Source organism: Micropepsis pineolensis (assembly GCF_055392125.1).
The window spans coordinates 2446508-2468187 of the sequence record NZ_AP042408.1 but is presented as its reverse complement, the minus strand read 5'-3'; the positions used below and the strand labels follow the sequence as shown (position 1 = coordinate 2468187).

Here is a 21680-nt window from a genome sequence, read left to right as displayed (position 1 = left end):
TATCGTTGCGGGCGGTGCGCGGGCAGGTGGTGCCCGCGCTTTGCAGTTTAATACGTGTTCGGATAGGCAATCCGGCCGTGTTGTTATGCCTGTTGGCTCAGACCGAATGCGGGGTGGTGAATGAGTTCGCCGCGCGGTTCACAGCCATCGAACGGCAGGGCCAGAACCACCTCTGGCGGGCAACCGGTTACGCCGAGGCCGGGGAACGCCCGAAAGCCCAGCCGGCCATAATAGGCGGGGTTGCCCACCAGCGCCGCGCCCCGGCAGGTTGCCTGCAATCGGCGGAGTGCTTCGGTCATCAGGGCGGTGCCGATACCCTGGCAATGCCGTGACGGCAAAACAACCAGCGGACCGACCAGACCCCAGCCATCCTGCGTTCCAATCCGTGCCGCCGAGGCGGCCAGATAGCCTGTCATTACGCCTACATCCTCGGCCACCAGTGAGAGGGTGAGGGCGCCCTCCACCCTCAGGCGCTCAACGATGCCCGCCTCAGTGCCGGTGGATTGCGGCAAGTACAGCATGGCCTCCGTGATAAGCTGGCTGATCGCCGGGATATCGCTTATGGTTTCATTGCGGATCAGCATGTCATGCCCCCTGATTATCAAGTTGCGCGCGGACGGAAAGCCGGCCGCGTTTCGAGATCCGGTACGGGCTACCGAACCGGGATTCGATCAACCCCTTGCGCCGCAACCGGTTGAAGACTGCCAGGTCGCAGTCAGTAAGGATCATTCCCTCGCGCGTGACGCAGGTGACGGCGATGATTTTGGGGCCATTGCCCCGCTCATGCAGGATCAGGCTACCAAGGGCCAGAACGTGCAGCGCACGTTGCTCGTTTCGTGAGATGTTCATGATGTCTCGTGTGACAGACGTGAAAACAATACCGTGGGCGTATCGCCCGCAGTGGCTTTTCAATTCACGAGGCTCTCTGAAATTCAGAGAGCCGTATCACACAAGCTCTAACATCCAGTCCTCAAGGTTCACGCGGGCGGACAGCGCCGCCTGCGTGCCATACCCATACAGCCAACACGTGCTCTGGACAACCGCTGGCGCGACAAGCCCTGGAGGTGAAACCTGGGCGCGTGTAATTTCTGGTCACTGGTGAGAGGTGGGTGGTCGCTGCCGAGGGTGTGGCGGGCTGTCTGGGCCGTTCATGGCGTCTTTGAAGGGGCTTGGCTAGTCGGGCAGGGGGGGCACCCCGTTCTGCGCGCTTTTCCCCCCGCCTCGCCCGCGCGCTTTTCGTGTCACTTTTGTTGCACCCGCAACACCCTTCCGGGCAGGGGGAGAAATCAGGTGATCCGGGCCTGTTTAGGTGTCCCGGTGGGGCTAAATCCGCGTTGCAGTTTGTTGCAGCCTGATGTGCCTTGCGGTTATCGTTCCTGTCGCTGTGCAAGATGCTGCAGCATAGCTTCGGCATATGCGATCTGTGCGTCGATATCTGCAGGGGCGTGTCCCAGATCGGTGACATTCTCTAGCATCAGCATGGCAATACCGTGCAGGGCTGCCCACACCGAAATACCAATGGTGGTATCGCCCAGTACGATACCGATTTCCTCGCCTATGGCACGGGCGGCGGTGCGCAGAGTGGGATATTTCGCTCGCGCCAGAATCTGCGATTCAAACATCAGCCGGGCCAGCGCCGGATGATCGGCGACATATCTAAGATATATCCGGCACAGCGCGGAAAACCGTTTGTCTAGCTCGGTGTGGTTCGGCACGGCCGATAAGGCATCGCGCAGCTCGAGGAACCCCTCGCGCGCCACTTCGGCCAGCATGGCTGACATTCGCCTCTCGCGCCACGGCACGAAAGCTGAGACACGCACTTTTTTGGCGTTCAAGCATAATACGCGCGGTGCTTAAAAGGGCATTCCTGAGGTCGCCGTGGTGATAGGTAGGGCGAGATGCAGTCTTATCGGTGTATGCTGCGGTAACTATATCCATGTCAGTGCCCTCTCACAATGGTGCCCATCCGCTTCGGCGGCCTGGGCGCGATCCATACAATTCCTGCCGCGGCCAGTGTGATAAGGCCGAGTATCAGGAATGTGGTATTGGTTGCCTGCATGATGCTTTGTCCTTGCACCATCTGGTCAAGCAGGTTGCGAGCCATTTCCGGTTGCAGGCCTGCACTTTCGGCGGCATGCAGCACCGCCGATGGGTCATGCAATGCACCGACTAACTGATCTTTGCTCGATTTTATCTGATTGTACCACACGGCGGTAACCGCTGCGGTCGATATGGCGCTGGCCAGCGTACGAATAAAATTGAATTGGCCGGAACCGTTGGCAATGTCCTTGTCGTCGAGTGAAGAGGTAGACATCTCGATTAGCGGCACTACGGTCATCACCATACCTGCGCCGAATACCAGTTGCGGCCACATCAGTTGCCAGAAGGTAATCTGGTCGGTGTAACCAATGCGCATGAAATTTGAGGCGGCGCTCAACAGTAAGCCGATAAACACCACCCAACGGGTGTCAATGCGCGCCATCAATGTGGTGGCGATGGGGGCGGCGATCAACATAGTGACCCCCGACAGCGCCGAATTGTAACCCGCCCAGGTCGCCGTGTAGCCCATGGAAGTTTGTAGCCATAGCGGCAACAGCACGATACCGCCGAACATGGTACCGAAAGCGGCGCCGATTACCACCATTGACACCGCGAAGATGCGGTTGCGGAAGATCCGCAAATCGACCACCGGTCCATTGTCAGTCATCTCCCAGATAACGAAGCTGATAAAACCAATTAGCGTGACGACCAGAAGACCGATGATAAAGCTGGAATTAAACCAGTCGAGATCCTGTCCGTTACCGAGCATGACCTGAAGCGCGCCGACCCACAACACAAGCAGGCCGAGCCCAACGAAATCCACTTTCGCTTTTACCCCCCGGGTTTCGTGGGGGGTGAGGATGCGCCAAGCGAGAAACGCGATGGCGAAGGCCAGTGGCACTTTAAAATAAAAGGCCCAACCCCAATACATGTTGTCGCCGATTAAGCCGCCGATCACCGGACCGGCTACGGGGGCCAAAATCGACCCCATCGACCACGCCGTTAGCGCAATGTTGGTGTGTCGATTTGGTACGATTTTCAATAACAGTGTTTGCGACAGTGGAATCAGCGGTCCGCCGCATACGCCCAAAAGTACACGGAAAGTAATCAGCATGTTGAGTGAGGTTGCCATGCCACACAGCAATGAGAAAACCCCGAAACCGACGATGCAGGTGGTGAATACCCGTACTGGCCCGAAGCGACTGGCCAGCCACCCGGTCAGCGGCACCATGATCGCCTCGGCCACGGCATAGCCGGTGATGACCCAGGTACCGTTAGACGGCGAGGTCGCGAGTGAACCCGCAATGTGCGGGACTAGTACATTGGCGATAGTGGTATCGAGAATGGCCAGGAAATTGGCGAGCGACAGTACCACCACCACGGCGGCAAGTTCGATACCCGTTGGCTGGCGACCGACACGCGGGGAGTCGATCCGGGAAAAAACTTCGTCGCTACCGATAGTGGCACTGCTCAAGGGTGCACTCCGTTTTCAATAAGATTACTTCGATACGTCGATGGTGGCGTCCATGGATAGGCCGACACGCAAGGGGTGTGCGGCAAGTTCCCGGGGATCAAGCTCGATACGCACCGGGACGCGCTGGACGACCTTGATCCAGTTGCCAGTGGCGTTCTGGGCCGGGATGACCGAGAAGGCTGAACCGGTACCGCCCGACAGACCTGCAACACGGCCGTGGAACTTGACCGAGGAGCCATAGAGGTCTGATGTCAGTACTACCGGCTGACCGGCGCGCACCTTGGCCAGCTGGTCTTCCTTGAAGTTGGCATCGACATAGACCTGTGCAATCGGCACCACCACCATCACCGGGGTGCCGGCCTGCACGCGCTGACCGATCTGCACCGAACGGCTGGTGACCACGCCATCGACCGGACTACGCACTACGGTGCGGTCCAGATTGAGCTTGGCGGTGTCACGGGCGGCCTTGGCGGCCAGCACTTCCGGGTGGCTCATCACGTCGGTGCCGTGGGTCAGGGCTTCGGCTGCAGCCAGACCGGCCTTGGCGGATTCATAGGCGTTGCGTACGGCAGCGATTTCATCGCCGGAAACCGCACCGCTTTTGGCAATCTTCTCGCGGCGGTCATAGTCGAGACGGGCGCGATCGACATCGGCTTTGCGGGCATCCAGCGCGGTGAAATACCCCTGTACCTTGCGGATGGTAAGCTGATAGCCGGCTTCGGCCTGATTGTAGCCGAGCTGCGCATCAGCCGGATCGATGGTCATCAACACATCACCCTTCCTGATGCTTTGCGCATTGTGCACCGGCACATCCAGCACCGTGCCCGAGGTCAGCGGGGTTACCTGCGCCGAGGATACCTGCACATAGGCGTTGTCGGTCGAGACAAAGCGTGCCCCGATCATCAGCCACCACAGCACCGCGCAGCCGGCTATAAGCGCGAGTACCACTGCGAAAGCGGCAAACTGGCGACTGCGCATCTGCTTTCTGCGTTCGCTTTCGGGCAGATCGGCAAGATCAATACCCTTGAGCCAGCCCATCGGATCAAATCCGGATGCCATCGAAAACTCCTTTAACGTTTGTCGGCGACGGCGGCGCCGTCAGCTTTGTTGGTGGAGACGGGATTGCCGTCCTGATTGCTGTTGGCGTTGTAGCCGCCGCCGAGCGCCCGGATGAGAGCGATGTCATAGGAAAATGCCTGAGTCTCGAGGTCGGAAACTGTGCGGCGCTGATTGATCAGATCCGTCTCTGCTGAAAGCACTTCGATGTAGCGCGCAAGACCCGCATTGTAGCGGATTCTGATGACGCGATAGGCAACCTCGCCAGCTTTAAGCGCCCCGCGGGCGTGGAGGATTTCGGTCTCAACGCTCCTTCGGTTGGTATAGGCGTCGGCGACGTCGCGTAAGGCGTCAGTCAGTGTCGCATCATATGATGCGGCGGCCGCATCGTAATCGGCCCGGGCCTGACCATATTGGCTATCCAGACGACCGTAATCGAAGATCGGCAGTGTAACCGAAGGGCCAAAAGAACCGAATTCGGATGCGGCGGTGAGCAGATATTTGGCATCAAGTGATTGCACGCCGAACTGACCGACCAGATTGATTTCGGGATAAAAGCTGGCGTTGGCCACCTTGATGGATGAAGCCGCTGCTTCGGCACGCTTTCTCGCTGCCACAATGTCTGGGCGGCGCCCGATCAGGGACAAGGGCAAAGTCTGCGGTAGTCCGGTGCTGGGGAGCAGTGTTTTGCCTGCCGTGGGGGTAATGCTGCGACCGCGGTCAGGACCTTTACCTAGCAGCGCTGCCAGCTGGTTCTGTGTCAGCGTGATAAGGCGGCTGACCGTGTCGAGATTACCCTTTGCACCCCAGACCTGTGCCTCGGCCTGCGACACCGCAGCATCGTTTTCCAGGCTGCTGGCATAGCGCTTTTTTGTCAGCGTGGCGCTTTCCTCGCGCTGGTGCAGGGCTTCTTCGGCCAGACGTTTGTCTGCGAATAGTTGCACAAGCTGGGCGTAGACTGTGGCCACCCCAGTGGAAATCTGCAGACGGGCGGCGGCCTCATCGGCCTTGGCCGCTTCGGCGGCGGAGGTGGCGGCGGCCAGCGCGGCGTGGTTTTTGCCGAAGAAGTCGAGCTGATACTGCAGCCCGGCGGCGATCTGGGCCTCGTGATGCCAGCCCTTTGGCATAAAACTGCGCTGGTCTTTGCCCATCTGATTGGAGCTGACTTTGCTTTCCGTCAGATTGCCGGAAGCGTTCAGTGTCGGCCACAGATCAGCCTCGGCGGTACCCGCTTCGGCCACCGCCGCCCGCAGGCGGGCGGAGGCGATTTTTAAGGTTGGCGAACCCTGCAAGGCTTCTTCGATCAGCCCGTCAAGCTGGGCATCGCCATACGTCTTCCACCAGTTTTGCGTTGGCCAGTCGGTTTGTGCGGCCTGAAAGCTTTGAGTGGTGGTGAAGCTGGCCGGTTCAGCCATTTTCGGCAGGGGGCCTAAGTCCGGCGCGCAGCCAGCAAGAAGAAGAGCAAGGGCGGCGCAGGTTGGGGGGAGCGCGCCGCCCTTGCGTCCCCTTAAAAAGGTATGTGCGGCAGTGCAGTGTTCTGCGCTTTGGGTAGAATGGCCGCTCATATAGGGCATTTTAAGGGGATCGGGGAGCATTGGACACAACATCTCTCAGTGTGTGGCGCCTGTACTGTACTGTACTGTACGGTACGGACTCGTTGACAGAATTTGGGGCTAGATATTTGGATTGTCAAGGGATAACTGTACGGTACGGTCATGAAGGTTTAGCGATATGTCAGACATAAGGGCAGGCAAGGATGAACGGCGGGCTGCGATACTGAAAATCGCCCGAGAGGTTTTTCTGAGTGACGGCTATGCCGCCGCATCCATGTCGCAGATCGCGGCCAAGGTCGGCGGCTCCAAGGCGACGCTGTACAATTACTTTCCGTCCAAGAAGGATCTGTTTTTCGCCGTTTCTGAGGCGGAGAGCATTCGTTTGATGGATCTGCTGTTCCGTTTTAACGATATTAACGGGGACGTGTTTGAAGGTGTTCGTCTCTTTTGCCGTCGCCTTATAGACGTTGTGTTGCAGGATGACATGGTGGCGTTGTACCGACTGATCGTGGCGGAATCGGCTCGTTTCCCCGAACTGGGACAGGCGGTCTATGAAACCGGTTACGGGCCAGGTATGAACCGCATGGCCGGGCTACTGCAGATGGCGATGGACCATGGTTTGCTGCGTAAAGCTGATCCCCGAAAAGGTGCCGAATTACTGCTCGATTTGTGCCAGGGCAGCCTGCACGACTATCGTCTGTGGGGTGTCAGAGACAGTGTTACCCTGGAAGAAATCACCACGGCGGCGGATCGGGCCGCGGCGATCTTTCTGACAGTTTATGGGAACGACGAGCTGGCCGCCGTAGCCCGAAGTTTAATCGTATAACTAGGTTCATTAGGACCCAGTGCAGGTTCAGACATTCGGCCCTGAGCTGCCCGTCGAATGCTTCAATGAATGCATTATCCGTCGGCTTTTTCGGAGTTCTCCCCAAAGCTTGGACCGCCGGAGGTTAGAGTTTTCGGCTATGTGGGCGCATCCCGAAAGTTAGACCGGATTAAGAGAGAAACTCCGGCGGTTTTGATGCCGCGGCGGTCTGCCGAGGCTTGCAGATCAAAGACATCGGGGGGCTATCACCGATTGCGCTATGGGGTCTCACTTCGTTGTACTCACGGCGCCATTCTTCCACCTTTAGGACGGCGGCGTCCAGATCCATAAACCAGTTCTGGCCAAGGCACTCGAGCCGAACGGTGGCATTGAAACTTTCCGCGTAGGCGTTGTCCGTCGGCTTGCCTAGCCGGGAAAAGTCCAGAGTGATGCTATTGGCATAAGCCCACAGGTCGAGTTCTTTCGAAGTGAGCTGGCAGCCGTTGTCGACGCGAATGGTATGCGGCAGGCCGAAGGTGCGCTTAGCTTCTTCCAAGGCATCGATGTCCGTCACCCAAACTTTGTCTGGAGTTCCGACATTGAACTGTCGGGCAAGGGATTTGTTGACGATGACTGGCGGCTTTCCGCCATAGCTGCCCGGGCGACGCTTGTAGCCGATCAACGCCTTAATGCCCGCAAGCTTGGCCAAGCGAGCAACGCGGTTTGGGTAACACGTCTCGCCCTGTTCCCGCAGGTTGTCATGGAGCTTGCGATAGCCATAAACCTTGCCGCTGGCGGTCCATGCCTGCCAGAACAACTCCGTCTGCCGAGCATCTTCCCGGGCTCGCTTGCAGGGCGGGGGCTTCAGCCAGGCTTAGAAACCGCTCGGATGAATGCGCAGACACCGGCACATTACACGAATCGAAAACCTCGGGCGATGCTCGGCAATGAACGCGTATCTCACTTGGCATCTCTGGCGAAATACGCGGTGGCGTTACGCCGGGAAATTGATTCCCCAGATCGATTTCATATCCGGCTCCCATTTAGTATGTCGCGCTCCTCGGTGCCTCCAGAGTCCTCCTTGCCTCATTTTTAGGGGGGCAATGCGTCTACACTTCTAGGGGCTATTCAGATGCGGTATCTCACAGATATAGCTGAAGAACTATTCATAACGGTTATTAGTAATCGCTTTGATTAATGAATCCCTTGGCCATTCAGGTGAAGACCGAGCCTTTTATCCTCATCCACAACATGATCCATCAGCCAAGTTTGTAAATGTTTCATTATTTCGAGAGATTTTTTGGGATCTATCCGGTTCGACCCTTCCTCCCGGTATTGGGCGATGAGTTGTCGAAGCTCTTCATGTTTTTGTTTATGTTGTTCGGCTCCGGGGTAATCCGTCTCCTCAATATAATCCTCCTCATGTTTGAAATGCATGAAGGCACTTTCGAGCAAGCTGCTGAAAAGTCCAGAAAAACAGTCGTCTGACATGCCCATTACTGCACTGTTATGGAGTGTGTTGACTATATTTGCTAGCAGTTGGTGTTGTGCGTCGATCGATTCAACGCCAACATTGTATTCGTCTTTCCACTCAATGAATGGCATGGCGTATCTCCTTCTTTTTATGTGCCGAGGATACGCAACGCTCAGGCGCAGTCACATGATACGCGGAAACGATTAATGCTAATTAAATTAGGCGCGTAAGATGAAAATTATCCAAATCTGTTCAATGCTCAGATGGTTGGAAGTGATCCTTTCGCACACGGTGGGCGTTAATTACGCGGCTGCTGCAAGCTGCCATCGCCACTGATTAAAAATCACCCCTAGTAGTCATTACGTGGTGCCTTCCGGGTGTAGAGCTCGTTATCCGCACTGCCCAGTTGCGTGTCAGCAGCCTAATCGCAAGATGGTTTGGCGTATGGCCCCCTCCGGGGGGGGGGGGAGCGCACGATTGTCTGCCCCTGACCGGCGAGAGCCGCAGATGCGGGTTGGTTTACGTTTTCACCAACAACATCAAAGGTATTCTAGCGGCGTGCCTTGGTGGCAAGGGTATAACAATGCTTACCGAATGGAACGTGTGTGAGGGTGCACACCGAGGGCGCCTGGAAACCGTTACGTTCGAAGGGGCGGGGTTGGTAGATCTGGGAATATGGTCTGTCTATCCTTCGGCACGGATGGTTCCGGCGAAACATCGCGTCTTCGTTGTGGCTCTCGAAGTAGCACTTACACCATGCTTATTTTGACCATCTCTAACCCAGTCTGTCATCGGCGTGTTCAATCACGCTTAAGTCAATGATTTGATGTTGGCGCTTATTATCAGTCATGGGACGATATATCCGTCTTCTCACTCTACTATATCCTGGCTGGTACGCTGTTGCGCATATGACACCTCAACCCCGGTAGTGGTGGTGGGGTTGTCATTTAATTACTCTGACACAAGGTTGTCCGATGGTATCAAAGAAATCTTGTATGCGATTCCATTCCCAATCTATGGTGTTGATGTCCGGGATTTCAGTGTGATCGTCGTCATAGGCCCAGACGCCGAGAATATTTTTTTTCTCTTCTTTTGCACAGGTAATTTCAAAAGTTTGACAAATCGAGAGTTGGGTGTTCTTGCTGATGAGCATGATAACACCGTCAGATCTACGTATCCGGGAGCGAACTTTGTCCTGCCATCTTGGTTCGTTTGGGTACTTTAATAGAACGTCAATATAGGAAACTTGCGATGCTGTGTTAAGTCGTCGTGCTTTTAGTATGTCGCGCTTACTTTTATCTTCGCTTGCAAAAGCAACGAAAATGACCTTGGTTTCATACATCGTCACGCTCCTGCAGTGTGAACCGGATGGGTAAGTATAACATCTTTGTACAGAATATTATGAGTCACACTTATTGCGGTGCCCTGAAGATATCATTTCTCAAACGATCATACATATGCAGGTGATTGATAAAAAAAGCCCGGCCGTTTTATGGGGGGAGCCGGGCTTTAGATTCGGAAGGGGGTCTTGCCATTTCTGTTACAGTCACTCCCCTATATTGTAGTTTTGAACATATAACTCAATGGTTGTTTTTGGGTTTGCAGAACTATCGGTTTGTTAGGTAAATAACATCCTTATTTCATAACCAGACGGTAATTCATTTTTTTATAACAACTGACTTTTTTTAAGTATAAAATATTTATTTGAAATACATAAAATATCTTACGGCGTATTTTAACATTTTTATGAATGTTTGTTTTGTTAATTTGTAGTGTAGTATTGGCTTTAGAGAAATATATCTTTTCTACATTGTAATATAAACCTATGGTTTAGTTTGTTGTGTCGTCCTATGCTTTTATGTTAACTATATTTTTTTAGGTGTTCTAAATGTAGTAGTTGCTAAGGTGCCCTAAATTTTGGGGGATCTGCCATGTTCAATTTTATCAATCAACGTCTGTCAATCGGTCTGCGCCTTTCCATTGTCGGGGCCTTGTTTGCGATCTTCGCGGTTTCAGTGGCTGCTATAGGCATAAAAAATGGCATGAATGCCGTCACCTTTGCACAAAAAGAACTCCGGGGCGCTTCCTACAGCTCGATGATTTGGAAATATGTCCAAAGCTCGAATTTAAAAACACAGCAAGCCAATGCGGATTTTATGAAGGGACATGACGCATACGATGCTGAGTTCGATACGGGCAAGGAAGCCGCGGTAATGTTGGTTTCTCCCAACAATTCATTGCGGCGTAAAGCTGTTGCCCCACTGATGATTAAGTTATCAAACAACGCCAGCATTGAACTCGATTCTAATTCTGACAGTTATTATCTCGGTTATCTGTATACGAAAGATATGCCTCAGTGGATGGCGGCAATCGATACCGTCTACCAAGCGGTTAAGCTACCGCCATCACCCGAGCGCACAATGGCGATACGCTCGGCTTTAGATCGCTACAAGGCACGCAAACTTAATGTGACCAGCGATTTTATGGCGGCTTTCAAGTATGACCGAAGTGGTCAGGTGACTGCAGCGATTAAACCAAAATACGATGTAATGTTGCAGGCTTCCGCAGGACTTGAAAGTGCGGCGCTTGATCTATCTAACAACAAAAATATCGACTTTATGGCTTTAAGGATGCCTTTCAGCCACTCTTTCGTCGATATGACCCACACGCTTGGTAATGAATTCGTACGGCTAGTTGGTCAGCATGTGGATGACGCCCGCAGCAGTATGTATAGCACGCTTGGCGTAACGCTTGCTTTTGTGACTCCTTCTATTCTGCTGATTATTCTGATCACGGTCGGTCTGGCAAAGCGGTTCTCCGCGCTAGACGAGGCAATGGTGCGGCTGGGGCAAGGCGATAAGACGGTTGATGTGCCTTATCTCAAAGACACCAACGAAACCGGACGAATTGCAGCTACGCTTGCACGCATGAAGCAGGATATTATTGATCGCGAGGCGGCAACCAGACAACGCGACGCAGACCGCATCGCGGCAGAAACTGCGCAGAAAAAAGCTGAAGAAGCCGCCATGCACCAGGCAGAGCATCTCGTTGTCAGCACCTTTGGCGAAGGCCTCAAAGCGTTGGCTCAGGAGGAGCTGTCGTTTCGGCTTACCGCCGATGTACCTGCGGCCTATATCGGGCTGAAAGACAATTTTAATGCTGCCATAGCCACGTCGGAGCGTAACCGTATCGAACGTGCTGAAACTGCCAAACAGCGTGAGATCGATCGTATCGCCAACGAAAAAGCGCAGAAGGAAGCTGAAGAGGCAACTCGTAAGGCTGGCGTTGAACTGGTGGTATCATCTTTCGGCGAAGGCATGAAGGCGCTAGCAAGCCGCAATCTGACCTATCGTATCAACAAAAAATTGCCGGACGAGTATCTTGGCCTGCAAAATGATTTTAACAATGCGTTGGTTCAGCTTGAATTGGCAATGGCTGAGATTGACACCAGTGCGGCTGATATTGCCAATAACTGTGGCGAGATACGTATCAGTTCGCAGGAAATGGCGCAGAGAACCGAGCGACAGGCGGCAGCGCTAGAAGAAACTGCGGCGGCTGTCAACGAAATCACCTCGACGGTTGGAAAGTCCGCTGAAGGTGCTGTGCAGGCCAACCGCCGGGCTTCTGGCGCGAAACAGAATGCCGTGCGTAGCAATGAAGTGGTTGTCCATGCCGTTAGCGCCATGCGGGCGATCGCTAAATCATCGGGTGAAATTTCCCAAATTATTGGCGTTATCGACGAAATTGCTTTTCAGACAAACTTGCTGGCTCTCAACGCTGGCGTTGAGGCGGCGCGTGCGGGTGATGCTGGGCGCGGCTTTGCCGTAGTAGCATCAGAAGTTCGCGCCTTGGCCCAGCGTTCAAAAGACGCAGCTAGGGAAATCAAGACGCTAATTAATGCCAGTGAGACCCAGGTGGAAACTGGTGTCAAACTGGTGGAAGAAAGCGGTGTTGCGCTTAGTAAAATCGTCGATGATATTGCCGTAATCAATACGTTGATGAATGAGCTGGCTTCCTCGCAACGTGAACAGGCTACTGCGCTGAGTGAGATAGATAGTGCCGTCAGCCAGATGGACCAAGCGACGCAACAAAATGCCGCTATGGCAGAGGAAAGCAACGCAGCAGCCGAAGCTCTGGCTGGGTATGCTCAGAACATGGCCGATCTGGTGGCGCGCTTTACTATCGATGCGCATAGTGCTGTTCAGAAGTAGCGTTACAACCACATACTAGGTTCTGTCGTAACTAAAGGTGAGGTGATGTAATTTCTACGCCGGGTGGTGATTATGGCCTCCCAATCCTTATGCAAAGTAAATTATAGCAATATTTAACTTCCCACTATTCCATGCAACAAAGAAGCCGCCTGCAGATGTCGCAGGCGGCTTCTTTATGTTCAGGGCTCAGCGGGCATTGTCATATGCCTATAGCCGGGGCTGGCAATTGTGGCAGCCCACTAACGGGCTTTTAATTCCGTGTCTCGCCGACACGTTTTTATCGATTCAGGCTCAGTGACGGTTAATTGCATCAGGTCATGACAGGGTATGAGACCACCCGTGCATTAAGAGAAAAGTAACCAATTCGGAAAGATTACGATCTCTATTTATCATCATTAAAAGTCCTAAAGCATCTACGTATATTCTACTGTTGATACTGATTTCGAGGGACCTATGCGGATACAGGATTGGCCAGTGAGCCGGAAAATCGTCATCGCCTTTTCTGTAATTCTGGCGGTCACGATCGGACTGGGTGTGTTTGCCACCTATAATCTTGGCGTGGTGAGCAGTAAGGCCGAAGACGTTCGTACCAATTGGTTGCCCTCTGTGCAGGTGATTGGCCAGTACCAATTTTATTGGGCACGCTATCGCGCTGCCGAAACCGCCACAGCCATGCAGGGCCCGGAGGAGGTGCGGCAAGCTGATCATAATCTAAAAGACCAATACAAGGTTAAAGCCGACGAGGCCTGGCACCGCTACAAGCCGATGATCACACCCGGCGCGGAAGAAAGGCTGGCGGCTAAAATTGAAGAGCTTCAAGCGGTATATCTGCAGAAAAACCAGATATTCGAGGAATTGACGAAAACAAACCCCGCTGCTGCAAGCGCGTATTTCCATGGGGAAGATCGCAATGCGTTCAATGCCTTTACCAAAGCCATTGCCGATGATGTTGAACTCAACGCGACAGGTGCTCGGCAGGTTGCCGATGAAGGTAGCGCGGCCTATCAGTCAGCCCGCACGCTGATTTATAGTGCCCTTGGTTTGGCGGCGTTGATCTGTGTGGCGTTTGGTCTGATCCTGGTACGGGGTATCTCCAGACCGCTCAGCATCATAACCGGCCAGATGGGCTTTCTGGCCAACGGTAAGCTCAATATCGATGTGCCCTATGCCGACCAGCAGGATGAAATCGGTCAGCTTGCTGGCACTATGGCGACTTTCAAGGACAAGCTGGTTGCGGCAAAAAATGAACGGGAGAAAGCCGAGGCCGACCGCATCAAATCTGCCGAGGAACAAAAATTGGCAGAGGCTGAAGCCCAGCGCCATAGCGAGCAGCTGGTGGTCGATACCTTTGGTTCGGGCCTTAAAGCCCTGGCCGAGGAACGGCTGGAATATCGCCTGACCGCCGAGGTGCCGAACGCTTATGTCGGGCTGAAGCAGGACTTTAATCAGGCGATGGAAACCGCCGAGAATAACCGCCGTCAGCGTGAAGAAGATGCCAAGCAGCGCGAACGGGATCGCATCACTGCCGAAGCCGCGCAAAAGGAAGCTGAAGAAGCGGCCCGTCAGCGTGGTATTGAACTGGTGGTGTCGAGCTTTGGCGAAGGGTTGAAGGCGCTGGCCGCACGGAATTTGGTCTATCGCCTGAACAAAGAATTGCCGGTCGAATATCGCGTTCTGCAGAAGGATTTCAATGATGCAATGTCGCAGATGGAAACTGCGATGCAGGAAATCCACAAAAGTGCCGGTGAGATTGCTGGTAATTGCCAGGAAATCAGCCAGGGTGCGCGAGAGATGGCGCAGCGTACCGAGCGTCAGGCCGCCAGTCTGGAAGAAACCGCAGCTGCCGTGAACGAAATCACTGCCACGGTGGCCAAATCGTCAGAAGGCGCGTCACAGGCCAATACCAAGGCCAACACAGCCAAAGTCGGTGCGGAACATGGTAATAATATTGCCGCCAAGGCCGTGGCTGCAATGCGCGAAATTGCCAAATCTTCGAGCGAAATCACCAATATTATCAGTGTTATTGACGAGATCGCGTTCCAGACCAATCTCTTGGCGCTTAATGCTGGTGTCGAGGCTGCGCGCGCCGGAGAAGCGGGCCGGGGCTTTGCCGTGGTCGCCACCGAGGTGCGTTCGCTGGCCGGTCGTTCCGCCGAGGCGGCCAAGGAAATCAAGGCGCTGATCAAGAACAGCGAAACTCAGGTCGAAACCGGGGTCAAGCTGGTCGAGGAAAGCGGAACGGCGTTACAGCAGATCGTCACGGACATCACGTCGATCAGTCAGCTGGTCGGTGACATTGCCCATTCGCAAAAAGAACAAGCCAACGCCCTGGGGGAAATCGATTCCGCCGTCGGCGATATGGACAAGTCCACCCAGCAGAATGCCGCGATGGCCGAGCAAAGTAATGCCGCTTCAGAGGCGTTGGCTGGCTTTGCGCGCGAAATGGCAAATCTGGTGTCCCGGTTCGAAATCTCTGGAAGCAAACCGGACAGCAGCGTATCGGTCTCTAAGCCCGCACTTTCTTCTGTTGTGCAGATGAAACCCCGGCTAGCTCCGTCGGCCCAAACGACTGAGGCCAAGGTTGTTGGAAACGTGGCGCTAGTCAAAAATACGTCACCTAAGGTTGCGGATAAGCACAAGGAGGAGTGGACAGAATTCTAACCAACATTTGGCCGTTGCCGTATGGACAGATGAAGGCTTTATAGCGCTATTTGTAGCAAGGGTTGATAATGGAAAATGTCGAACAGAATGATATCCGGCAGTTCATCACGTTCATTTCCAATGGACAGGAATTTGCTTCGAATATCATGGCCATTCGTGAAATCCGCGGCTGGACCGATACGGAAACCCTGCCCGATGCGCCGGATTATGTCCGCGGCATGATAAACTTACGCGGCAATGTGTTGCCGGTGATTGATCTGAAAGCCAAGCTCGGGTTGGGACAAACTGAGGTTTCGTCCACTAACGTGATTATTGTGATCAAAACAGATGACCACGTCATGGGCATTCTGGTCGATGCGGTCTCGGATATTATCACGCTTCCGGCAGCCGATATTCAGCCCACACCCCATATTGCTGGTGACCATCATTCTAGTGTCGTTGATGGCATCGCCATTTATGACGGACGAATGGTGACCATCCTGAACACGCATCATATGGCTCAAGGTTCAGAAAGCTTTACCACAGAATAATTGATTGATTGTTTCAGATCGGGTTTACGACGCCGCCAATCTACGTTAACGGTCCAGGCATCCAGCAATCCGCATTTTGCGGAACGCACCGGTGTCCTTCATCTCGTTCCCGTATTCTGGGTCATCTGTCACCATGTCGATAATTTCGTCGATCCAACAAATGACCTAAAACGACCATTTGAGGACGCGAAAACGTTGGAATTTAGCGGAAAACGCGTGCCGTGCCGGTTTAGCTCTATCCGGCTGAGCTACGGGGCCACTATTAAAATCAATGACTTGCGGTGCGCTGCAAAGCAACGCCAATTTCCCGTTGGTTCCATTCAAAGCGAGTTGGGAAAACCTTGGGAAAATATAGCTGTACGTTCTCATTTTGTTCTTTTTATATTCTTATTTGTTCTCTGTAAGAAGGCCGGAATGTGCTGATTTTTCAGGATGACGCGCGACCTTCACATAGGCGTGGCTACCCGTTTGTATCCTGAGAAAGCGCATAGCGCTTGAGCCAGTCGGCAAAGGCGTTTTCGCTGACCTGAGAGGCTGCAAGACCGGTCATAATCACACCAAGCTCTACCGGTGGGGCTTTCAGATGAAAGCCGTTGCGGCCCAGAAAGGCCAGCACTGCCGTAAGTGCGGCTCGTTTGTTGCCGTCCACAAAAGGATGGTTCTTAATGATGCAGAAGCCATAGGCGGCCGCCAGTTCACATATGTCGGTCACGCCGCCTAGATTATGCTTGTTGACCGGGCGAGCTAGGGCGCTTTCAAGTCCGCCCAGATCTCGAATGCCGTCAGCCCCGCCAAAGCGGGCTAAACCAATGCGATGGCCGAGGAGTAGGGCGGGGGTATCGAGCCAGACAATGCTCATTTGGCCAAAAACGCATAGACGTCTTTGTACTCGTCCATCCCTGCCTCGATCAGTTCTAGCTGGGCACGGGTTTCCGGGTTGAGCGCAGACAGCAGCAAGCCGTCCGGCGTTATGGTGGCGTAGACCTCTTCTCCCTGCTTGGCGTTCATCTGGGCCAGCAGCTCTTTGGGGAGTACGACACCGGTCGAACTACCGACTTGGCGAAGTTTCAGCGCATACATGACACTCTCCATCCTTTGTTATAACGTACGTTATAACGTTGAGGCGGTCAATATTGGGCTGTGGGGTGCGGGTGGCGCTTAAAATAACACAATAAAATCAGTGGGGAGGAAATTCCCCGCACCTTTATTTAACATATTGAAATTATTTGATTGTTAAACAATTCTCGACCGCACCAACAACTTTCTAACACATTGGTTTAATTATATTTACTGACGGTTGTACGCATCTTCGCGGTGCACGCTGGGTCAGTCTTGCCCGGCGGTGCTTGATAATTGCCTGGCAAGATCGAGTATCCTGCGGCGGGTTTGGTCTGACGAGATCGCCGTATAGGCATCCAGAAGCTCCGTCGCCCCCGGGATCTCGAACAGATTGGTAATGTTTTTATCCGGCAATACCAAAGCGTTTGTTTTATCGAGATTGTCCATCAGGCCGGGGACACTGCATTGCAGTGCGTGGGCGATTCCTACCAGACGCGAAAAACTGATGCGGTTGACGCCTCGCTCGTATTTTTGCACCTGCTGAAAAGTCACGCCGATCGCACGGGCAAGTTCGCTCTGGGATAAGCCGAGGCCTCGCCGCAATTGGCAAATGCGGGTTCCAAGGGCTTTGTCTAACGGGTTGGGTGTGTCTTTTCCCATGTCGACCATTCCTAGCTACCTAAAAATGTGAACGGAGTATTAGACTGTTTGTGTGCGTGCTGACTGATGGGGTAGTGCGAACAGACGTGCCGTGTTGCTGACGCCGGGGCTCGATACTTCACCGACATATTCGACGCCTGGTTGCGTCTGTACTAAGCCAATATGAAGCGCAGCGGCAAAGTTTTCTGTCAGATAGATGGTGCCGGGCGGGGCTGTCCGCACGATGCGTCCAAGCCAAGCCGCCGCTGGGCCGAGCAAAACCGTTCCACTGCCAAACGGATCGGTTGCCAATTCCACAATACCGTAATGCCCTGCAATGCATATGTCTGCCACATCGGCTAAGGCATGCATACCGGTCTGCGCCGCATATGCTGCGTCGGTTGGCGTGCTAAACGCTACGGTTACTGCGTCCCCCACCCAACGCGGTGGAAACAACGGTACAGGCCCCTGTGCCCAAATATCGAAAAGTCGTTGTACGATATCCGTCGATAGCGGCAACGGATCGGTATTGGGGCGTGCAATCCGCAGCATTGCCGCCAGGCTGTTCGACCTTTGTGCATGGGGCTTGGCGCTATTGCATGTGTCAGTTACGCGGGTCTTCGGTGATACAATGATGTGCTGGCGTCGGGCATTTTTCTCCCAGGTCGACCGAATCCATGTGCTACTGCCGGTGATAGGTTTCGTTACGGTTTCCTGATCGAGAATTAAAAGTTGAACGGCATCGGTCATCAGGGCATTGGCCTGCATGACCGCACAGCCCATTGCCACTTCGGCGGCTAACTGCAACGCCAATGGGGAAAGTTGTTCCGGAGGCGTTCCAACGGATCGGATGCTGTCGGCCGATACGAGGATCTGGTCGTATCGTTTTGCCCAGCTATCGCCATAGAGGGACACCGATACATTGCGAAACAAATCTGGTTCCAGGGGAAGGACAAGATGCAGTTCTGCGCCGACCTCGAGTAAAGCCTCGGCAATGCAGATGTCTGCCCCTGCGGCCAGCGCGCCATAGCCGTAACCGATATGTTCCGAATGTATGAACTGGCGTATTTGCCGCCCGACATCTGCATCGTCTACTGCCATCGCCATATGGCCGGCATAGTGAAGGCTACGCGGCGGACGATACGGCTCCAGCCATGCTTTGTCCTCACCAAGCTCCGACAGGATCAAAGAGAATTGCCGCAATGTCGACGCATGATCTGCGAAGGCCTGCGGTGCCTTGGTCATGGCTTCCTTCAATGCCGCTTTAGCTCCGGCGATATTCCCGAGCAGCAGTAAAGCTTCCGCTTCGGTGGCCGCACGGTAATAGGGCGTTTCTAATTTTCCCATATCGCTTTGCGTGAGCGACAGAACCTGATGCGCCAATATTCGAGCCTGTTCACACTCGCCAGCCAATAAAGATAATGTCGCCGCATTAATCAGCGGGTAGGTCGCTTTGCTGATGTCGCTGGCGCGCCTATAGGCATTAGCCGCTTCCAGAAAAAGACGATTGCGTTCCGTACCGCACACGCTGAGCGCGCGATCTTTCAATAAGCGACCCAGCACGGTGAGAATATCGGGGCTTTCATTGATACGATCGATCCCGGTATCGCACAATAACCGCCATGCATAATCCATCGCACCGGAACGCGCATAAGCGATAATAGATTGGAGAGATGGTTGCGGTTTCAAAGGTGTGCGCTTTCGCCAAAGAGATTCAGATTTGTATGCATTCCGGCAGAGGTATTTCTCTGCCGGAATGCACGAAGAAGCTGGAAACGGCACCTATGAAATATACCACAGATTTAGGTGTGCCGCTGCCATCGTGTCAGACAGACATCAATTTTTCTTTATCGGGGGGTGATCGCCGGGATTCATGATATCCGGATCTATTCGGACCGCCAAGGCTGGTGCCGACGTCCCGTCCGGCATGACCTGATCAAGATTGATGTAGAACAGATAGGGGTCATCGTTGACAACATCCTTGTCGAGGTATTGGGCATTGAACTGCACCTGCATGCAGCGATCATCTACAATATCCTGAACCAGGTTGAAGTATCGTGCCGGATCTGGATACTCGAAGGTACCGATCATAATGGCATTTTCGTGCCGGAATTCCCATTTCCAGGCATCGTCCAGTTTGATGACAATCGTGCAATCCTGTGGGACACGGATTGCTAATGGCCCGTCACCCGTCGGATCTGGCGTTGTGGGGCGGTCTTTAAAATAATACTGCATATAGCCATTTTCGGCTTTCATACTCAGCACATAAACCCGGGTTTCATAAGATGGTAAAGGTTCAGTCGATGACCAGGGCTGTATCGGCCGTTCTTCGCTGATATCCACCACGGTTGCGGTTGTTACGTCACTCATGTTTTTTTCCTCTTCGCGGATATTCCGCAATGTCTGAAATGAGTTTTTTTCTTTGTTGAACCCAATTTTTGTTATTGGGATCGAAGGTGATCATCTGTTCAGATATCGTCATTGCCCGTCGAAGGCGAGCCAAGGCACACTTTTGTTCTCCAGCGTTTGTTTCCATCCAGGCCAAGACGCGCTGAAGAGCGATCCAATAACTTTTCACCTCCATATTCCTTGGATCAGTCTGCATAATACCATTGAGGATGCGCTCTTGGATAAGCCGGTGTTTCATCGCTTGGTCGGGGGCGTTATTGGCAAGGTATGCATCGGCCAGCCAGGCATGACGGTTAGCAAGATCGAGTGCGTATTCTGTGTCTGCTTTTTCTTGCCTTCCCGCAGCTTCCATATGTGCCAGCGCAGTGGTGCAATATTCAATTGCAGCTCTTGGATTTTTAGGCGGCTTTAAAGCAATCGAGCAAAGGTTGCCCTCGGCATATCCTGCCTCGCGGATAAATTTCGGATTGTTCGGATCGAGCGCTACGAGCTGGTCAGCGAGCTTTTTGTAGGCCAGAAAATCTGTCCTCGCTTCGGTGAATTTTTTCTGGGCATAATTGGCATAGCCAATCCAGAATTCGCTCTGGGCCTGATCGAAAATACGATCCGTATTATGAGGAGCTGCCGCCAACAGCGCCGCCGTCATCCGTCGTGCTTCCTCAAATTTTGCCAGCGCTGCAGCGTGATTGCCGCGCGTTTCATCGTCTTCGCCCATGACATGAAGTAGGCGGGCGCGGTGTTCCAGCGATTCCGGCGTCAATCGGCCTGTGTCCTGACTGCTGTAATATTGTAAGGCACGTTGGTTGACGGCGGTCATTGCGTCCAGTCTGCCCACCCCCTTCAGCGTTGTGCGCAGGTCGGTCAACATGAATTCCACCAGACCTTCGGCGGCTGTGCTTTGTCGTACGGCTTCTGCACGGGCGTTCAGGGCAAAAAACGTCAGGACCACCATCAGGACTGTGATCAGCAATGTCATTGTGGTAACGGCCATCGCCCGCTGCAAACGACGCTGGCTGTCGCGTTGGATAAGCTCGTACAGGCCAATGCCGGTGATGCCGGCAATGAGCTTCAGCATACCAAGCGTCTGGCCATCGCCGTGGTCGCGAAGGTCTGCGGCCAGCGGTTCGACGCTCTCTCCGGTGGTATGTATTTTTCGAAGTTCTTGCGGGAACGCGTCGAGCGGTTCGCCTGTCGCCAGCACCGGTAGAATCGGGCGGTCGGGATGCAGCGCACGAAATTGCACCACCTCGCGGGAAACCCATGTTGACGCTGCGGCAGCTGGCGAACACACCACCACCAGGCTTTTGGAGGCCTTAAGTGCGGCATAGACTTCTGCGCTTAAGTCGTCTGCCGCTGGCAGCTCATCAAGATCACGAAAAATTGGTGTGAGCCGCTTGGGAATTATGCCTTGCGGCGTCACACGGCCCCATAACCGCCGTGGCAACCGATAATGCTCTATGCGCTGGTGTAAATGTTGCCCGAATGCGGAATCCTTGTGGCTATAACTGATGAAAGCCCAATATTCCGGATATGGGGTGATCGATACTTTCGGCATTGTCCCCCCCCTCCCCAAAACGTGTTACGCAACTTAACGGGGTGTGTATGCAAGTTAACTGGTTGAGGAGAAATTTGACAATGCGTGTAGTCGATAAAATTCTATTTTAATGCATCCTATGTGTACACCTGTAAGTGTTTTTGGGTGTCGCTTTCGTATTAATGTCGGAATTCTTTCTTTAGTTTTAAATTTTTCCATTACCCGCCTTAGTAAA

At 53.7% G+C, this 21680-nt stretch carries 18 protein-coding genes and 3 pseudogenes; 4 read left to right on the top strand and 17 right to left on the bottom strand.

Translation table 11 applies throughout. The features are described from left to right. Positions 1-83: 83 nt before the first annotated feature. The 6 genes from ACZ5RI_RS10925 to ACZ5RI_RS10900 form a co-directional block, all read right to left on the bottom strand. Positions 84-584 (bottom strand): GNAT family N-acetyltransferase, encoded by a 501-nt coding sequence (locus tag ACZ5RI_RS10925; protein ID WP_464512935.1) that lies wholly within the window; start codon positions 582-584, stop codon positions 84-86. Position 585: 1 nt separating this feature from the next. Continuing rightward, positions 586-849, bottom strand: a complete 264-nt coding sequence (locus ACZ5RI_RS10920) for a YjhX family toxin (RefSeq protein WP_464512933.1) — start codon at positions 847-849, stop codon at positions 586-588. A 518-nt stretch (positions 850-1367) separates the two neighbouring features. Continuing rightward, entirely contained in the window at positions 1368-1781 is a 414-nt protein-coding gene (locus ACZ5RI_RS10915; protein ID WP_464512930.1) for a TetR-like C-terminal domain-containing protein, read from the bottom strand. Between the two features lie 158 nt (positions 1782-1939). Beyond that, positions 1940-3514, bottom strand: coding sequence for a DHA2 family efflux MFS transporter permease subunit (locus ACZ5RI_RS10910; protein ID WP_464512927.1), 1575 nt, complete (start codon positions 3512-3514; stop codon positions 1940-1942). A gap of 24 nt (positions 3515-3538) precedes the next feature. Beyond that, positions 3539-4573, bottom strand: coding sequence for an EmrA/EmrK family multidrug efflux transporter periplasmic adaptor subunit (locus ACZ5RI_RS10905; RefSeq protein WP_464512923.1), 1035 nt, complete (start codon positions 4571-4573; stop codon positions 3539-3541). A gap of 11 nt (positions 4574-4584) precedes the next feature. Beyond that, positions 4585-5985 (bottom strand): efflux transporter outer membrane subunit, encoded by a 1401-nt coding sequence (locus ACZ5RI_RS10900; RefSeq protein ID WP_464512920.1) that lies wholly within the window; start codon positions 5983-5985, stop codon positions 4585-4587. A 316-nt stretch (positions 5986-6301) separates the two neighbouring features. Here ACZ5RI_RS10900 and ACZ5RI_RS10895 point away from each other — a divergent pair, with 316 nt between their 5' ends. Then, positions 6302-6949: a TetR/AcrR family transcriptional regulator gene (locus tag ACZ5RI_RS10895; RefSeq protein WP_464512916.1), complete on the top strand. Its 648-nt coding sequence runs from the start codon at positions 6302-6304 to the stop codon at positions 6947-6949. Between the two features lie 10 nt (positions 6950-6959). On the opposite strand, the pseudogene ACZ5RI_RS10890 reads toward ACZ5RI_RS10895, so the two are convergent. The 5 genes and pseudogenes from ACZ5RI_RS10890 to ACZ5RI_RS10870 form a co-directional block, all read right to left on the bottom strand. Next, positions 6960-7043, bottom strand: a pseudogene (locus ACZ5RI_RS10890) (integrase core domain-containing protein); the annotation flags it as partial. 75 nt (positions 7044-7118) lie between these two features. Continuing rightward, positions 7119-7460: pseudogene (locus tag ACZ5RI_RS10885) on the bottom strand (integrase core domain-containing protein); the annotation flags it as partial. Between the two features lie 33 nt (positions 7461-7493). After that, positions 7494-7916: pseudogene (locus tag ACZ5RI_RS10880) on the bottom strand (IS3 family transposase); the annotation flags it as partial. Positions 7917-8122: 206 nt separating this feature from the next. Further along, positions 8123-8533 (bottom strand): bacteriohemerythrin, encoded by a 411-nt coding sequence (locus ACZ5RI_RS10875; RefSeq protein WP_464512913.1) that lies wholly within the window; start codon positions 8531-8533, stop codon positions 8123-8125. Between the two features lie 812 nt (positions 8534-9345). Continuing rightward, positions 9346-9744: a TIR domain-containing protein gene (locus ACZ5RI_RS10870; RefSeq protein WP_464512909.1), complete on the bottom strand. Its 399-nt coding sequence runs from the start codon at positions 9742-9744 to the stop codon at positions 9346-9348. Positions 9745-10333: 589 nt separating this feature from the next. Between ACZ5RI_RS10870 and ACZ5RI_RS10865 the strand changes: the two genes are divergently transcribed. The 3 genes from ACZ5RI_RS10865 to ACZ5RI_RS10855 all read left to right on the top strand — a co-directional run bounded on the left by ACZ5RI_RS10865 (position 10334) and on the right by ACZ5RI_RS10855 (position 15804). After that, a complete protein-coding gene (locus ACZ5RI_RS10865) occupies positions 10334-12613 on the top strand; it encodes a methyl-accepting chemotaxis protein (RefSeq protein ID WP_464512906.1) in 2280 nt (759 codons plus the stop codon). A 474-nt stretch (positions 12614-13087) separates the two neighbouring features. Beyond that, positions 13088-15274 carry a HAMP domain-containing methyl-accepting chemotaxis protein gene (locus ACZ5RI_RS10860; protein WP_464512904.1) on the top strand — a complete coding sequence of 729 codons (2187 nt, stop codon included), beginning with the start codon at positions 13088-13090 and terminating at the stop codon, positions 15272-15274. A 68-nt stretch (positions 15275-15342) separates the two neighbouring features. After that, positions 15343-15804, top strand: coding sequence for a chemotaxis protein CheW (locus ACZ5RI_RS10855; RefSeq protein WP_464512901.1), 462 nt, complete (start codon positions 15343-15345; stop codon positions 15802-15804). A gap of 460 nt (positions 15805-16264) precedes the next feature. On the opposite strand, the gene ACZ5RI_RS10850 is transcribed toward ACZ5RI_RS10855, so the two are convergent. The 6 genes from ACZ5RI_RS10850 to ACZ5RI_RS10825 all read right to left on the bottom strand — a co-directional run bounded on the left by ACZ5RI_RS10850 (position 16265) and on the right by ACZ5RI_RS10825 (position 21466). Next, positions 16265-16663: a type II toxin-antitoxin system death-on-curing family toxin gene (locus ACZ5RI_RS10850; protein ID WP_464512898.1), complete on the bottom strand. Its 399-nt coding sequence runs from the start codon at positions 16661-16663 to the stop codon at positions 16265-16267. Further along, on the bottom strand, positions 16660-16884 hold the full coding sequence (locus ACZ5RI_RS10845) for an AbrB/MazE/SpoVT family DNA-binding domain-containing protein (protein ID WP_464512894.1): 225 nt from the start codon (positions 16882-16884) through the stop codon (positions 16660-16662). Before ACZ5RI_RS10845 ends, ACZ5RI_RS10850 begins: the two co-directional genes overlap by 4 nt. Before the next feature lie 246 nt (positions 16885-17130). Continuing rightward, the gene (locus ACZ5RI_RS10840; protein WP_464512891.1) at positions 17131-17532 is read right to left on the bottom strand and encodes a helix-turn-helix domain-containing protein; all 402 of its coding nucleotides are present in this window, start codon (positions 17530-17532) and stop codon (positions 17131-17133) included. A 30-nt stretch (positions 17533-17562) separates the two neighbouring features. Continuing rightward, a complete protein-coding gene (locus ACZ5RI_RS10835; RefSeq protein WP_464512888.1) occupies positions 17563-19191 on the bottom strand; it encodes a TRAFs-binding domain-containing protein in 1629 nt (542 codons plus the stop codon). A gap of 147 nt (positions 19192-19338) precedes the next feature. Further along, positions 19339-19872 (bottom strand): nucleotide synthetase, encoded by a 534-nt coding sequence (locus tag ACZ5RI_RS10830; RefSeq protein WP_464512884.1) that lies wholly within the window; start codon positions 19870-19872, stop codon positions 19339-19341. Next, on the bottom strand, positions 19865-21466 hold the full coding sequence (locus ACZ5RI_RS10825) for a toll/interleukin-1 receptor domain-containing protein (protein ID WP_464512881.1): 1602 nt from the start codon (positions 21464-21466) through the stop codon (positions 19865-19867). The genes ACZ5RI_RS10830 and ACZ5RI_RS10825 overlap by 8 nt, the downstream gene beginning before the upstream one ends. Positions 21467-21680 lie beyond the last annotated feature (214 nt).